This window comes from Streptomyces sp. NPDC127117, assembly GCF_042677325.1.
Taxonomy (GTDB): Bacteria; Actinomycetota; Actinomycetes; order Streptomycetales; family Streptomycetaceae; genus Streptomyces.
In genome coordinates this window covers 72695-86799 of record NZ_JBHXTM010000016.1, presented here as the reverse complement: position 1 = coordinate 86799, position 14105 = coordinate 72695, and the positions used below count along the sequence as shown (strand labels likewise).

Annotated in this window: 13 protein-coding genes; 3 read left to right on the top strand and 10 right to left on the bottom strand. The window is 71.0% G+C overall.

The features are described 5' to 3' along the window. Window positions 1–193 precede the first annotated feature (193 nt). The 4 genes from ACFVH0_RS16530 to ACFVH0_RS16515 all read right to left on the bottom strand — a co-directional run bounded on the left by ACFVH0_RS16530 (window position 194) and on the right by ACFVH0_RS16515 (window position 2049). Entirely contained in the window at window positions 194–619 is a 426-nt protein-coding gene (locus ACFVH0_RS16530) for a DUF4267 domain-containing protein (protein ID WP_385820714.1), read from the bottom strand. 52 nt (window positions 620–671) lie between these two features. After that, window positions 672–1076: a hypothetical protein gene (locus tag ACFVH0_RS16525; RefSeq protein WP_385820712.1), complete on the bottom strand. Its 405-nt coding sequence runs from the start codon at window positions 1074–1076 to the stop codon at window positions 672–674. A gap of 148 nt (window positions 1077–1224) precedes the next feature. Further along, window positions 1225–1575, bottom strand: a complete 351-nt coding sequence (locus tag ACFVH0_RS16520) for an antibiotic biosynthesis monooxygenase family protein (RefSeq protein ID WP_385820709.1) — start codon at window positions 1573–1575, stop codon at window positions 1225–1227. A gap of 27 nt (window positions 1576–1602) precedes the next feature. Further along, window positions 1603–2049 (bottom strand): anthrone oxygenase family protein, encoded by a 447-nt coding sequence (locus ACFVH0_RS16515; protein WP_385820707.1) that lies wholly within the window; start codon window positions 2047–2049, stop codon window positions 1603–1605. 90 nt (window positions 2050–2139) lie between these two features. Between ACFVH0_RS16515 and ACFVH0_RS16510 the strand changes: the two genes are divergently transcribed. Continuing rightward, window positions 2140–2718: a TetR/AcrR family transcriptional regulator gene (locus tag ACFVH0_RS16510; RefSeq protein WP_385820705.1), complete on the top strand. Its 579-nt coding sequence runs from the start codon at window positions 2140–2142 to the stop codon at window positions 2716–2718. A 501-nt stretch (window positions 2719–3219) separates the two neighbouring features. On the opposite strand, the gene ACFVH0_RS16505 is transcribed toward ACFVH0_RS16510, so the two are convergent. Together ACFVH0_RS16505 and ACFVH0_RS16500 are read right to left on the bottom strand one after the other, a co-directional pair. Further along, on the bottom strand, window positions 3220–4008 hold the full coding sequence (locus tag ACFVH0_RS16505; RefSeq protein WP_385820703.1) for a LuxR C-terminal-related transcriptional regulator: 789 nt from the start codon (window positions 4006–4008) through the stop codon (window positions 3220–3222). Between the two features lie 31 nt (window positions 4009–4039). Beyond that, entirely contained in the window at window positions 4040–5743 is a 1704-nt protein-coding gene (locus ACFVH0_RS16500) for an amidohydrolase (RefSeq protein WP_385820701.1), read from the bottom strand. Window positions 5744–5991: 248 nt separating this feature from the next. Between ACFVH0_RS16500 and ACFVH0_RS16495 the strand changes: the two genes are divergently transcribed. Beyond that, window positions 5992–6252, top strand: a complete 261-nt coding sequence (locus ACFVH0_RS16495) for a hypothetical protein (RefSeq protein ID WP_385820866.1) — start codon at window positions 5992–5994, stop codon at window positions 6250–6252. Beyond that, window positions 6165–6566 carry a hypothetical protein gene (locus ACFVH0_RS16490; RefSeq protein ID WP_385820850.1) on the top strand — a complete coding sequence of 134 codons (402 nt, stop codon included), beginning with the start codon at window positions 6165–6167 and terminating at the stop codon, window positions 6564–6566. The genes ACFVH0_RS16495 and ACFVH0_RS16490 overlap by 88 nt, the downstream gene beginning before the upstream one ends. A gap of 301 nt (window positions 6567–6867) precedes the next feature. Here the strand turns inward: ACFVH0_RS16490 and ACFVH0_RS16485 are convergent, their stop codons facing one another. From ACFVH0_RS16485 to ACFVH0_RS16470, 4 genes are read right to left on the bottom strand one after another with little or no spacing between them, the layout of a single operon-like run. Continuing rightward, a complete protein-coding gene (locus tag ACFVH0_RS16485) occupies window positions 6868–10758 on the bottom strand; it encodes a hypothetical protein (protein WP_385820699.1) in 3891 nt (1296 codons plus the stop codon). Then, the gene (locus ACFVH0_RS16480; RefSeq protein ID WP_385820697.1) at window positions 10755–11186 is read right to left on the bottom strand and encodes a hypothetical protein; all 432 of its coding nucleotides are present in this window, start codon (window positions 11184–11186) and stop codon (window positions 10755–10757) included. The genes ACFVH0_RS16485 and ACFVH0_RS16480 overlap by 4 nt, the downstream gene beginning before the upstream one ends. Window positions 11187–11202: 16 nt before the next feature. Continuing rightward, window positions 11203–13428 carry a PQQ-binding-like beta-propeller repeat protein gene (locus ACFVH0_RS16475; protein WP_385820695.1) on the bottom strand — a complete coding sequence of 742 codons (2226 nt, stop codon included), beginning with the start codon at window positions 13426–13428 and terminating at the stop codon, window positions 11203–11205. 10 nt (window positions 13429–13438) lie between these two features. Then, window positions 13439–14047 (bottom strand): toll/interleukin-1 receptor domain-containing protein, encoded by a 609-nt coding sequence (locus tag ACFVH0_RS16470; RefSeq protein WP_189273816.1) that lies wholly within the window; start codon window positions 14045–14047, stop codon window positions 13439–13441. Between the last annotated feature and the right edge of the window lie 58 nt (window positions 14048–14105).

Below are 14105 nucleotides of genomic sequence, written 5' to 3'. Positions count from 1 at the left end.
TGTGTAGTTTCCGTCATCGCCACCGCCACCGCGCCGGGAGCGTCAACCTCGCCGGTGGCCGATCCGGTCCGCGCGAGGGTGAGCGAAAGAGGAGCAACGGAGCCCTTCGGCTTTCCCGGCGGGCGCTGACACGCGAATACCGGAACGCGCCGAGGTGGCCCGGCCGGGTCCGGGCCACCTCGGACCGATGGGTTCAGGCGGGTTGCGGGGCGGGCATCGCCGGAGCGGCCGCGACCTCGCGGGTCTCGCGCAGCATCAGCAGGCCGTTGACCACCATCAGCGTCGCGGTCAGGCAGTGGACGCCGAGTGCGGTGGCCACGGAGCCGTGGTGGGCCAGCACGGTGGTCATGTCGCCGTACGCGGCGAGGGCCTCCACCAGCAGCACCCAGCCCAGCGCCCGGCGGTGGCCCGTCACCAGCAGGATGCCCAGGACCAGGGCCATGACGACGTCGCGGATCCCCTTGATGATCAGGAAGCCGCCGCCGTCGCCGGACGGCCGGCTCGGCAGGCCGAATCCCGGCGCCGTCGTCTCCGGGCTCAGGATGAACTCCGTCCCGAACCAGAGGATGAAGAGGATGAAGGCTGCGGCCAGGACGGTGTTGATCTTCTTCAGTGGCATCGTTCTTCTCCTTGGGAGTCTTGGTGAGCCTGGTGAGTCGTACGGGGCCTGGTCAGGCGGCGCGGAGGCGGCTGATGTGGCGGGCGCAGCGGGGGCGGCCGATGACGTGCCTGATGTCGGGTACCGGCGCGGGGAGGGCGGACGGGAGCGTGACGCGCCCGGCCGGGTTCGCGTCCTCCAGGACGAGGCCGAAGAGGGTGAGCAGGGTGAGCTTGGGCGTGTTGGCCACCGAGTGGCCGCCCGGGGAGGCCCATTCCCTTTCGGTGATGTGCTCGGCCGCGAGCGGAAGGAGGGGGGCCTCCTCGTCGTCGAGGTGTTCGAGCAGGGCTGCCCGGTGATCGGCGAGGGCCGCCACGAGGGTGTCGCGCTCGTCGGCTCCGGCGGTGGCCGCCCACGCCGGGACCGTGGCGTCCAGCGTGGCCGGCGTGGCCTCAACGCGCTCGTGCTGGGCCTGCACACGCAGGACGATGTCCGCCTCCGGATCGGCCGGGCAGGAGCGGCGGCCACAGTGGTTCGGGCCGGCCGCGCCCCCGCCCGGACCATGTGCTGGGCGACAAGGGCTACAGCAGCCGTGCTGCTACAACCGCGCTGCTACAGCCGTCGTGTCATACGTCGATCTGCTCGAAGATGTGCGGGTACGACACGATGTCGTCGGGGAACTCGCCCGCCATGCGCTGGAACTCCGGGCTGCCGAACGCCGTGGCGAGCGCCTCGGTCGACTCCCAGACCGCGACGTTCATCAGAAGCTGACTGCCCGCCGCTCCCTTGTGCATCTGCAGGGAGACGAATCCCGGCTGAGCCTTCATGAACTCGGCCTGTTTCCGAAAGAGAGCCAGGAACGATTCAGCCCTCTCCTTCGGGACGAAGAAGGTGTTGGCCAGGACGATGGGCCCGGTCTTCTCCTTGAACTGCGCGAACATCGGCGTGTGCGGGTCGAGACTTTGCAGCCTGGCCATTTTCGGGACTTCCTCTCGCTGTCGGACTCAGGTGAGGGCGGCGACCAGCAGGGCGAAGGCAGCGATGATGATGGCGACACGGACGTAGTGGTAGCGGTCCCAGCGGTTCATCTGCTCCTTCCAGTCGGCGGGCCGGTTGTCAGGGGTCCACGTCTTGTTCCGGTTGTTGATCGGGACGAGCAGCAGGATCGACATGATCACGCTGAGGATCAGCAGCGCGGCGGCGGTGACGACGAGGCCGGTGCCGTGGTGGTGCCGTCCGGCGACGGCCCAGACCGCGGCGAGGACGACTGAGCCGATGTACCAGACCGGCATCACGGCGCCGAGCATCCGGCCTCCATGGGCGTGGCCGAGTTGACCACTGTCCTCGGGGAGTGCGTTGAGGATCGGGTTGAGAACGAAGGCCACGGAGAATTCCACCCCCACCATCAGGCCGACGACCACGGTGGTGAACACCTCAAGTGCGCTGAGCATGACGATCCCTCCGAGTTCTAGCATTGCTAGGTGATGTGGCAACGCTAGACCTACTGCCGCTTGATTGTCTAGCGATGCTAGGATCGAATCATGTCGGTACAGGAACGCAAGGAGCGCGAACGGGCGGGCCGCGAGCGCCTCATCGTGGCGACGGCCCGCGAACTCGCCGAGCAGCAGGGCTGGGACGCGGTCACCACCCGCCGGCTCGCCGAGCGCATCGAATACAGCCAGCCCGTCCTCTACAGCCACTTCCGCGGCAAGCGGGAGATCATCGGCGCCGTCGCCCTCCAGGGCGCCGCCGAGCTGGCCGCAGCGGTGCGCACCGCGACCGCCGCCGCAGACGGCCCGCGCGAGCGGGTGTACGCCCTCGCCCGCGCCTACCTCGACTTCGCCGCACACAACCCGGCGGTCTACGACGCCATCTTCCAGCTCGACGGCGGTCTCCCGTACGCACAGGAGGACACCCCAAAACCTCTCAAGGACGCTTTCGCCGCGCTGCTGGAGTGCCTCGGCGAGGTCACCGGGGACGGCGTCGCCCCGGGGCTGTTCACCGAGGTGTTCTGGGCATCCCTGCACGGGGTGGCGACCCTGACCCGGTCGGGACGGCTGCCGCCGGAGGACACCGAGCAGCGGGTGGAACTGCTGGTGGACCGGCTCGCCATGGTCTGACGCACCGTCCCGGCGGGCACGTGGCCGAGGTCCTCGGCCACGCTGCATGCGTGCGGCAGCGCTCTTGGTCGCTCGCGCCCGCACGGGGCGGCCGCGGTTCGCCGGGCCCCGTACACCGGACGGGCACCGGCCCCGGAGGCTGCGATGCCCATTGATCACGACCCGATACGCGCCCTGGCGCCGCGTCATTCACCGGTGCCCGCGTCGGCCTCGTCGAGGTGGACGACCGTCGGCTCACGCAGTGGGAGCAGGCCCTCGCGCGGCGGGCGGGCGGCGAAGCTGTAGCGGCCCAGGCAGTTGAGGCAGGGTGCTTCGCACTGTCACAGGTTGGCGGGTCGAGCACGGGGCGGGCAGCGCGTACAGCAGCACGGATCGTCCGGCCCGCAGGCGTGGACCACACCGGCCTGCCTCGACCTTCTCTTGTCGGCCCAGCAGGTGCGGAGACGGAGTGTCCCCCAGGGCACGCCCGCGGTCCATGCGTCTTGCGTCGCCGGGCTTGTGTCAGCGGGAGGGTTCGATTCCCCAGGCGGCGGCTCGGGCGGCGGCGGCCGCGCGGTTGGGGAGGTCGAGCTTGGCGAGGATGTGCTCGATGTGGGTGCCTACGGTGCGCGGCGTGATGTACAGCCGCTCGGCGATCTCCCGGTTGGTGCGGCCGGCGGTCAGTTCGGCCAGCACCTGGAGCTCCCGTGGCGAGAGCCCGCCAGGACGCCGCGCGGCCCGTTGCCGCACGTCCGCGGCGGGGTCGGCCGCGGCGATCTCCTCGGGCGGCGGGACTGCGCGGGGGCCGACGGCCGCGGCGAGGGCCTCGGTGAGCAGAGTGACCACGGCGCGCGCCGGATCGGGCGTGCGCCGTGGCCGGCGGGTGCTGACGTTCAGCATGCCGACGTACCGGCCGTCGGCGGCGAAAAGGCACTGGGCCACGCCGTCCTCGATGCCGAGCGGACACAGCACCTCCTGGAAGCCCGGGGATGCCGCCAGGAGCTGCCAGGGAACGTCCCTGAGCCAGAGACCGCCTCGGGCCGGGCTGCGGAGCACGGAGAACATCGGATCGTGATGGAGACGGGTCTCGATGTAGGCCGTGGCATCGTCCGGGTAGCTCCCGGCCAGGGTGGTGTGGCGCCGACGCAGCGGATCCCACCGGGCCAGGGAGGCGTGGTCGTACTCCATCACCTCCGACAGCGCCGCCAGGACCGTGTCGACGCCGGTCACGCCGCTCGTGGCGTTCCTGGCGGCCTCACGGACGTGGACGGCCGCGTCCAGGATGTCTGCCCCGCTTCGCTCCGCTGCCATCATCCAAGGATGATCATGTGCCCGGAATACGTCAATCGCGAAGGGTGTCGTGCACGACTTGCCCGTCCATGACGGTCAGGACGACGGGCATCTCCGGGATGTCGTGGGGGTCGGCGGTGAGCAGGTCTCCGTCGAGGACGCAGAGGTCGGCGACCTTGCCCGGCTCCAGGGAGCCCTTCCAGTCGTCGGCGAAGTCCTGCCAGGCCGCGTCGATCGTGTACGTACGGATTGCCTCGGCCAGGCCGATGCACTGCTCGGGGCCGCTGACCCGGCCGGCGGCCTTCGACTCGCGCAGCAGCATGGTGGCGACGCCCTGGCGCCAGTCCGGGTGCGTGACGGGGGCGTCGGATCCGCTCGCGACCCGCACGCCGGCGTCGATGGCATCGCGGTAGGGCCATGCGTACGCGGCCCGCTCGGCACCGACGAAGTCTTCCTCCATGTCGGCGACGGTCCACTTGATGGTGGGGTTCATGTTGACGCCGAAGCCGTGCGCGGCCAGCACCTTCATGCTGTGTGCGGTGAGGAAGTCGCCGTGGATGACGTAGTGGCGGGCGTCGGGCCGCGGGTGCTCGGCCATGGCCGCGGCGAAGGCGTCCGCGACGGTGTCGCCGGCCCGGTCGCCGGTTACGTGGACGCCCAGTTGGTGCCCGGCGGCGTGGGCGTGCCGGATCATGGCGTCGATCTCGGCGGTCCGCTCGGCGTCGGTCTCGCCGCCGACGCACAGGGAGCCGCAGCCGCCACCGACGTACGGCTCGTGCATCCAGGCCGTCTTGTTGGGGACGATGCCGTCGGCGAAGATCTTGACCCCGTGGATCGCGAGGCGGCGCGGATCGGTGTCGCCGGACTTGCCGAGGGTGGCGAGGGCGCGGGCGAACTCCTCGGCGGTGCTCGCCATGCCGGTGGGCAGGAGCAGGACGCCGAGGCGGGCGGTCAATTCGCCGTCGGCCAGCAGCCGGCGGTAGACGTCCAGGGTCTCCGCGCCGAGCGCACCCCGCATGATGCCGTCGCCGCCGGGGCCGAGTCCGGGCTCGGTGTAGCTGGTCACACCGAGTCGGGCGAGCGTGGCGAGGGTCGATCTGATCGCGTCGGTCCGCTCCTGCCGGCTGAGCGGCGGCAGCGCGTTCTGGACGAGGGCCTGGGCCCCCTCGTGGAGCAGCCCGGTCGGCTCCCCGGCTTCGTCAACGACGATGGCCCCGCCGGGCGGCGCGACGGTGTGCCGGTCGATCCCCATGAGCTCCAGTGCCTTGGAGTTGACCCAGGTGGCGTGCCCGGAGAAGGAGTAGAGGACGACGGGGTGGTCCGGGCTCACGGCGTCGAGGTCGCGCCGCGAGGGCAGCCGCGACGGATCGGAGACGCACTCGTCCAGGTAGCCGGGATCCCAGCCGTGCCCCGTGATCCACTTCCCGCCCGGAACCCGCCCGGCGGCCTCTCGTACCGCCTCGGCCACGTCCGCGAGGGAGGACACGGCGGGATGGCCGAGGGCGAGGGAGAGCGGCGGCGTCGACATGCCGAAGGCGCATCCGTGCAGATGGGAATCGTTGATACCGGGGAGCAGTGTCGCCCCCCGCAGGTCGACGACGCGAGTGCCGGGTCCGACGAGCGGCGCGACGTCGTCCCGCTCACCGACGGCACTGATGACCCCACCGGTCACCGCGAGGGCCGAGGCGACGGAGAACTCCGCATCGACCGTGACCACCCGCCCGCCGAGAAACACCAGATCCGCATACGTGTCCACAGAAGGTCAGTCCTTTCGAAAACCGGGCGCTCCACGGAAACCCGTGAACGATCTCCCGAGGACTATGTCCAGGCCCCCGCTCCCCGCGCATCGGTCATCCCACCGATACGCGTTCTCGCAGTGGCAGGCTGACGCCTCGCGCTCGGGATCATGTCGGGCTTCGGGAGGGCATGGGGCGCATCGCGGTTCGTCGTGGGTGACCCGGGCACGGATACGGGCGGTGGCGGCGAGGAACGCGGTGTCGTCACGTGCGCCTGGACCGTCCCGATGCCGAGATCATCGACCGGACGACGGCCATCCAGGGCCTGGCCCGCCGCGACGTTCGGTTGCTGACGTGCGATACCAGTCAGCACACCCGGGGCCGGGCCGCCGGGCCCCAGGTGACCAAGGTGGCGACGAAGCACCCCGGGAACGAACCGGACTGGCCGGCCCCGGACAGGTCCGGCACTGGCGTACGCGCGCAGCGGCACACCCGGCAGGTCGAAGCCGAGGTTCCGACGGCCGGTTGAGAAACGAGGACCATCGCCAATGGTGGGCCGCGCACCATGTCGCCACCCTCAGCGTGGGCACGAAGGTCCTCCACCACCCCATCGCCGGCGGGCTCTCCCTGGACTGGGACACCCTCACCGCCGGCACCGATACCGCCAGCAGCTCATCGTGTGGAGCGCCGAAGTCGGCTCACCCACCCACGACGGCCCGCGCGTCCTCGCCTCCTGGGCGGCAGACCGGTACCAGGACACCGCAGCACCGGCCGGGTGAGGCCACCCACCGTGGTCATACCGCGGCACGTGCCGGCAAGGAGCCAGGCTCGGGGCCGGGCTGATCGATGCTCAGCGGCATTCTGTGGTGCAGGAGGTGGGTGTCCTCGACGACGGTGGATCTGCGGCGGCATGCTCGGCCGCCCGTTCGCCGACGGATACATGTCCACGAACATCTCCACCGGGAACGGCTGACCTCGATGCTCGGCCAAAAACACGAACACACTCCCAGCAGGAATCAGATCCCGGCACGTCTCCCGAATACCCGGTCCGACGCTCTCACCGATCCACTCCCCCATCGCCACAGGACGAGTCGGCCCCGCCACTCACGCGGCAGGGCCAGAACCCATGATTCTCATGAGCCTTCTAGGAGGTCACACAGGGTGGGTCGTAAGGCAGTTCGGGAACGTATCGGCTCCATTGCTGCCGGCTCAGGGCGCCGGAGCTCCCGGCGCAGATACGGCTGATGGCGGACTCGACGTTCAGGTCCCAGAGCGTGGCCACACCGTCGTCGGTGGTGGCAGCCAGGGTGTGACCGTCCGGGCTGAACGCCAGAACGGCCACGAATCCCGTATCCACGGTCAGCGGCCGGCCGATGGCGGTGGGGTGGTCGGGATCGGTGACGTTCCACATGTTGATGGTGCCGTTGTCGGTGTGGCCGGCCGCTGCGAGGGTGTGCCCGTCCGGGCTGAACGCCACCGACCACAGGCTGCCGCCGGGCACAGTAAGGGGGCTGCCCCTGCGCGTGAGGTGATTGGGGTCGGTGGCATTCCACAGGGTGACGGTGCCGCGGCTGTTCCCGGTGGCGAGTGTGCGGCCGTCCGGGCTGAACGCCACCCAGGTGCTGGTGGTGGTCGGCTGGTCGATCGGCTCCCCGATACGGACCCCCGGGTCCGTCGTACTCCACAGTCCGACTTGCCGGTTGCTGCCGTCGCCGCCGGCCGCCAGCATCGTGCCGTCGCGGCTGAACGCCAGGGATTCGACGGACCTCGTGTCTGAATTGGAGATGCCGGGTTGGGTGACGGGCTTTGCGGGGTCGCTGACGTCCCACAGGGCGATGCTGCCGAACTTGTCGTCGCCGGCCGCGGCCAGGGTGTTGCCGTCGGGGCTGAACGCCAGGGAGAAGATGAGCCCGTTCGCCCCGGTGAGGGTCTCTGGGAGGCGAACGGGATGGCTGGGGTCGGTGGTGTTCCACAACGTGACGGTGCCGCCACTGTCGCCTGCGGCCAGGGTGTGACCGTCCGGGCTGAACGCCACGGCGTCGACCGCGTCGTCGGGGCCGGTGAGCGGATCGCCGCGGGGAGCGGGGTTGTTGGGGTCGGCGGTGTTCCACAGTGAGACGGTCTTGTTCTGGTTTCCTGCGGCCAGGGTGCGCCCGTCGGGGCTGAACGCCACGGATGCCACATTGCCGCCGGCGCCGATGATCCGGGTCGGCGGCAGATTCCACAGATCGACGTTGCCGTCGCTGTTACCGGCGGCGAGGGTGCGGCTGTCGGGGCTGAACACCACGTCGGTGACCGCGTTGCCCGGACCGGTCAGCGGCCGGCCCAGAGGGCCGATGGCACCGGGATGGGTGACGTTCCACAGATGGATGGTGTGGTCGGCGCTGCCGGCCGCCAGGGTGTGACCGTCGGGGCTGAACGCCACCGAAATGACGGGCTGGGCGGGACCCGTCAGCGGCTTGCCCAGGGGGGTGGGGTGGCCGAGGTCGGCGACCTTCCACAGGTGGACCTTGCTGTCGTTGGATCCGGCGGCCAGGGTGTGACCGTCGGGGCTGAACGCCAGGGGGTTGACGTGATGCCCGGTCTTCAGGGAACGGCCGCGGACGGGATGGGCCGGGTCGGTGGTGTCCCACAGGCTGATGGTGCCGGCGTCGTCGTCGCATGCGGCGGCCAGGGTGTGCCCGCTGGGGCTGAACGCGACGCGATGGGAGAAGACGCCGGGGCAGTCGAGGCTCAGGGGCGCTCCTGCGGGCTTGACGTCGTCGGGGTGGGCGACGTTCCACAGGCTGACGAGTCCGGCGTGCCATCCGGCGGCCAGGGTGCGGCCGTCGGGACTGAACGCCAGCGATTCGATGGCGGTCGCGGCGTCAAAGCCCTGAATGGCGGGACTCTTCGGCCGGCCGAGCAGGACGGGATGGCTGGGACTGGTCAGGCTCCACAGGTCGACGAATCCGCCGGAACCGGCGTCGCCGTTGTGGCTGGTGTGGCCGCCGACGGCCAGCACCTGCCCGTCCGGGCTGAACGCGAGCGACAGGATCGAATTGACGGAGCGGTCCACGGGCACGGGTCGGCCCAGCGCCACCGGACGGCCGGGATCGGAGACGTCCCACAGCCGGACGAGGTTCTGGTCGAGGTTCCCGGCCGCCAGCATGTGCCCGTCGGGGCTGTAGGCCACGGTGTACACCGCGCCGCGCGGGCCGGGCAGCCGGGTGGCCAGCGGGGTGTTCTGGGTCGTGATGAGCCGGGAAGCCGCATCCGGGGTCGGGTCCATGCGATAGGAGGTCAGCGCGAGTTGGGCGGACAGCGAGGGGTCGGTCGGGCCCAGTTGCACGGACGCGGAGGTGACGGCGGCGTTGATGGCCTGGTCGCGGGAGTGCAGGGCCTTGGTGGCGTCTCTCCGGGCGTTGGCCTCCTGCCGGAAGGCGAACACCGCGGCCAGCGAGGCGACCACGGCCAGAACGGTGATGGTGGCGACCGCGGCGCGGCGGAGCCGTCGCCCGCGCCGCTGGTGGTGGCGGGCGGCCGCCAGAAAGGCCCGGGCGACGCCGCTGAGTTCCGGCCCGTGCGTTTCGGCCCAGACGAGGGCGGCCTCCAGGCGGTTGCCGCGGTACAGCGCGGCTGCCTCCCGGCCGGCCTGTTCCCAGAGCGCGGCCGCGTCTTCCAGATCCTGTCGTACGAGGTTCCCGGTGCGGTCGTGCTCGATCCAGTCCCGCAGCCGGGGCCAGGCGCGGATGAGCACCTCATGTGTCATCACCACCGTTTCCTGGTCCTGGGTCAGCAGCCGGCCACGGGTGAAGTCGTCCAGGACTCTGACGGCTGCTTCCCGGTCCGGCGCGTGACGCAGCAGCTCCTCGTACCGGACGCGCCGGCGGGTGTCGTCGGCGTCGCGTCCCACGATGACGAGCCGCAGGAACACCCATCGTGCGGCCTCCTGGCAGGGCGGCGGCAGGGTGTCGTAGAGCCTGTTCGCCGTCATGGCGATGGCGCCCTGGATGCCGCCGGTGACGCGGTACCCGTCCACGGTGAGCGTGTGGCCGTGGCGCTGCTGCCAGGTGGCCCGCAGCGCGTGTGCGAGCAGCGGCAGTCGGCCCGTGGTACTCGCCCCGACGGATCCGCCGACCGTGCCCAGCTCCGTCAGCAGCACCTCGACCAGGCCGTCTTCGACGTCCAGTCCCACGCTGCCTGCCGGGCGGCGGATCGCGTCCTTGAGTTCGCCCTCCGTCATCGGCTCCAGCAGGACCGGCCCGGCCCGGAGCGCCGCCCGGAGCTGCGGATGGGCCGTGCACGCGGCATAGAAGTCCGCGCGTACTCCCAGCACCACGACCGCCCCGCCCGAGGGCCGGGCCAGACGGTCGAGCACGTCGATGAGCCACTGCCGTTCGGTCTCGTCGCCGCAGGCCGTGAAGATCTCTTCGAACTGGTCGACCACGACGACCAGGCCCGCGGAGGGGGACTCCCCGGCGGGCGCCGGATCGCCGGCTCCGGTGATCTCGCGCAACTCGGCAAGGCACCGTGCGGGATCGGCCCGCCACGCCGGTGCCGTGCGCCGCGCGGTCTCGGCGTCGAGCCCGGCGGCGGCGGCCAGTGCCAGGGCCGGGGATGCCGTCGGGGTCAGCAGCAGCCGCGGCCAGGTGCTCGACCCCGCCACCGGAAGCCGGCCGTCGTCCAGGGCCGGCAGTACCCCGGCCGCGAGCAGGGACGACTTCCCGGCCCCCGAGGGGCCGATCAGCACCAGCGGGCCGCCCTCACGCATCCGGGCGTCCATCCGCTCGCACACGAGGTGGACCATGCGCTCACGGCCGTAGAACCACTGCTTGTGTTCGTCGTCGAACGGGACCAAGCCCGGGTACGGGCAAGGCACTTGGTCGGCGCCGGGGCCGGGCACGGTTCTGCGTCCCTCGTCGCCGAGGCGGACGTGGAGGTCGCGGCCGGCCATGAAGGCGCTGCCGCCGCCGGTCACGCGCGCCTCCTGCCGTCTCGGCTGCCAGAGGGGCGGCTCGCCGGGGGGCGATGCCTCGGTGTTGCGTTCGGTCACGCCTGTCCGTCCCTGGTGACGGTCATGTCCCGGCCGGCCAGGAACGCGTCGCCGCCGGAGACGTGTGCCTCCAGCGTCATCGAGCCCGTGATCTGCTGTTCCGGGGTTCCGGCAGCGCACGGTTCCCCGCCGAACAGCGCGCGCAGCTCGTCGACGACGTCCGGCCGCGTGGCCATGAGCCGGATGATGCGGGCCTGCCACTCGGCGACCAGCAGCCCCTGGAGCTCCTCGCCGTCGCCCGTCTGCCGTGCCTGAAGCAACTCGCCGCGCGCATCGGCGAGTTCCTCCTCGACGCGCTCCGGGTGCGCGGACCGCCACAGCGCCAGGACCGAGGACTTGACCGCGCCCCAGCCGTCCGTCGCCAGCAGATCGATCAGGCGCGCCGCGGCTGCCGCCGCCAGGCCGGCGAGTTCCACACTCGTCTCCATGTCTTCTCCTTGTCCCTTACCGCCCGTGGGCCGCGATGGCGGTCATGGTCAGGTGGGAGGCGATGAACACCTGGTCGCCGCCCACCGTCCACATGAACCCCACGTCCGGCTGCCCGGGGTCCTTGTATTTCCACCGGGCCCTGCCGGTGGCCGCGTCGATGGCCCACAGCGTCTTGGCGCTGTCGGTGGCGAAGACGGTGTCGGCCGAACACTGCGCGCTCTTGCCGCCCAGCCTGAGGGAGGCGTTGAACAGGTTGGAACTGCCCGTCTCGCTGGCGCCGTCGAGCACCGCGACCCACCGGAGCGTGCCGTCGGCCGTGGCCAGGGCGGCCAGGTCGCTGCCGACCGGTACGTAGACGGTCGCGCCGTCCAGGCTGGAGAACGGGGTGCCGATCTGGACCTGGTCCCCGTTCTTCGCGTCGAAGCGCTGATGCCACTTCTCGCTGCCCGTGGCCGCGTCGACGGCGAACAGCGTGTTGCCGTTGCCGCCGGCGAACAGGAACAGCCCGGCGGCGTAGCAGGTCAGCGGCCAGCCCGTGGTGAAGTAGTACGAGGCGTGCGGGACGGATACCTTCCAGCCGCGGGCACCTTTCCTGCCGGCGTCGATCATCTGGACGCGGCCGGGTTTCTTGCCCGGAACGGCCGAGGTGGCCAGCAGGTGAGAACCGGAGGGCGGCACGAGCACGTTGTTGATGTCCGTGCCCTTGACCTGCCACAGTTTCTTGCCGGTCGCGGCGTTGAACGCACGGATGTAGCCGGTGGTCGGAGAGTCGGCCGAGAACTTCCCGTCCAACTTGCGCACTTGTCCGCATACATAGACCGTGTTCCCCGCGACCGCCACATAGTTGCTCGGGTACATCGACACAAGCTTGGCGCCGCCGGGATCGGAGGCGGCAAGGTTGGCCGCCCACTTCGCCTTCCCGCTGGCGGCGTCGAACGCCGCCAGCACGCCTGGCTGATTCGGTGTGTCGCAGAGCAGGTAGAACACTCCGTCCGCGTACGCCGTCGGGTACTTGTAGCTGCTCATGCGGAACTCGTTGGTCGTGTTCATTGGGTGGAACACGGATTTTCCGGTCGCGGCGTCCAGGAAGGACGTGGCCGTGTCCGTGACCACCATGACCACCTTGTCGGACGCTTCCAGGCAGGTGGGGGCGTGCTTTCCGGCTTTCGACCATGCCTTGACGGCGTCGGGTCCGGCCAGAACGACCGGTTCCGGTCCGTCCGTCGAGGACGGCGACGCGGAGGGGGCGGACGTGGATCGCCCGCCTGTCGGGGAGGCCGGCCGCGCGGTGGGCCCGGGCCCGCCGGCCCGGCCCTCGGGTCCAGGTGACGAGTCGCCGGAGAAGGCGAGTGCCGCCGCGGTCCCGCCGAGTACGGCCACGCCCCCGGCCAGCGCGATGATCAGCTTCCGGCGGCTGACACCCGGGCCGGCAGCGATCTCCGGCTGCGGTGGAAACGGGCCCCGGTCGCCGCCCCCGGCGGACACCGATCCCACCGCCGCGGTCGCGGCGGCCATGTCGGCGGTCACCGCAGGCGGCAGCCAACAGCCCATCAGGGCAGGCAGGTTCTGATGCCTCAGGTAGGCGATGAGTTGCTCCGCGGTGGGACGGTCCGGCGGTTCCGGGTAAAGGCAGCCGCCGATCACGTCACGCAGCGACACCGGGAGTGCGTCCGTGTCCGGCTCGCCTCCGGAAGCCGCGAACAGCACGGTCGACCCGAGGTCGAACATGTCGTCCGTCGGTGAGGGTGCCGGACTTCCGGTGGCTCCCACCATCCCCAGTGCGGTGATGCAGGGCCCGTCCATGGTCAGCAGCACCGAGTCCGGGTTCACCTCGCCGTGGACCGTACCCGCCGCGTGGAGTGTGGCCAGCGCCCGGGCGAGGCCGTCGGCGAGCACCCGCAGAGCCGGTTCGGACAGCGGGCCGTGCCGGTCCACCGCCTGCCGGAGCGGCAGTCCGGCGGTGAACCGGGTCGCCAGCCAGGGAACCGGCGCGTCGGTGTCGGCATCCACCACCGGTACGAGGAAGGCCCCGGACAGCGTCCGTGCCGCCTCGACGGCGGCTCGGAACCGGTCCCGGAACCCAGGGTCCGCGGCGAGTCCGGGCCCCACGACCGTGACCGTGACGAGGAGCCCCTCGTCCGAGCGGGCCGCGAAGACCTCGCTCCCGCCGAGGGTGCTCTCTCTTCCGAGCAGCGCATACGGCCCGATCCGACGAGCACCGTCTGCTCCGGGATGATCCATCGTCAGCCCCTCACGCCAGCCTGATCGTCTGATCACGGGCCGCCTGGTAGGCGCTGCCGCCGCCGGACACATGGGCCGTCATGGTGATCGATGGTTCCGGATCGGCGGCCGGCTCCGTGCCGTGCCCGGGTTCGACAGCGGGGTCGGTATCGGTATCGGACAGGAGAGCGGTCACCGCGTCGCCCAAGTGCTCCAGCCCGTCCGGCAGATGGGTCTCCGGAACGCGGAGGAACTGCAGGCGCGCCAGCTCCGCGATCTCGGCCGGCAGCGCCGAGGCGTCGGGCAGCATCGTCGCGTCCCCCAGCAGGACCGGGACGACGCGGTTTCCCGCCCGCAGCGCTGTCGCGATCTCCAGGCGGACCCAGTCGTGAGCCCGGTCCAGGAGCCGCACCCCGTCCTCGCTCCGCGCGTCGAGCCACCCTGGCCCGATCAGTACGCACATGAGCTCGCACTCGGCGGCCTGCCTCCGCAGGATCTCGGCGAAATCGGCCCCGGGCGGTATCGACCGGCCCGACTTGAAGATCTCGTCGGCACCCAAGCGGTCGGACAGCGCGCGGTAGACGCGATTTCGCATCCACCGGGAGTCCGGTTTGCGAAAGCTGAGAAAGATGCGCGGCACAATTGCCCCCTCTCTGGCAAGCCTTGACGTCAGGGATCGTGCTCACCCTAGGGGCGCC

What these genes read in the sequence shown, in the direction of transcription:
- ACFVH0_RS16480 (WP_385820697.1), bottom strand. Translation starts at nt 11,186, where the DNA reads ATGGAGACGAGTGTGGAACTCGCCGGCCTGGCGGCGGCAGCCGCGGCG.
- ACFVH0_RS16520 (WP_385820709.1), bottom strand. Translation starts at nt 1,575, where the DNA reads ATGGCCAGGCTGCAAAGTCTCGACCCGCACACGCCGATGTTCGCGCAG.
- ACFVH0_RS16475 (WP_385820695.1), bottom strand. Translation starts at nt 13,428, where the DNA reads ATGGATCATCCCGGAGCAGACGGTGCTCGTCGGATCGGGCCGTATGCG.
- ACFVH0_RS16510 (WP_385820705.1), top strand. Translation starts at nt 2,140, where the DNA reads ATGTCGGTACAGGAACGCAAGGAGCGCGAACGGGCGGGCCGCGAGCGC.
- ACFVH0_RS16530 (WP_385820714.1), bottom strand. Translation starts at nt 619, where the DNA reads ATGCCACTGAAGAAGATCAACACCGTCCTGGCCGCAGCCTTCATCCTC.
- ACFVH0_RS16505 (WP_385820703.1), bottom strand. Translation starts at nt 4,008, where the DNA reads ATGGCAGCGGAGCGAAGCGGGGCAGACATCCTGGACGCGGCCGTCCAC.
- ACFVH0_RS16515 (WP_385820707.1), bottom strand. Translation starts at nt 2,049, where the DNA reads ATGCTCAGCGCACTTGAGGTGTTCACCACCGTGGTCGTCGGCCTGATG.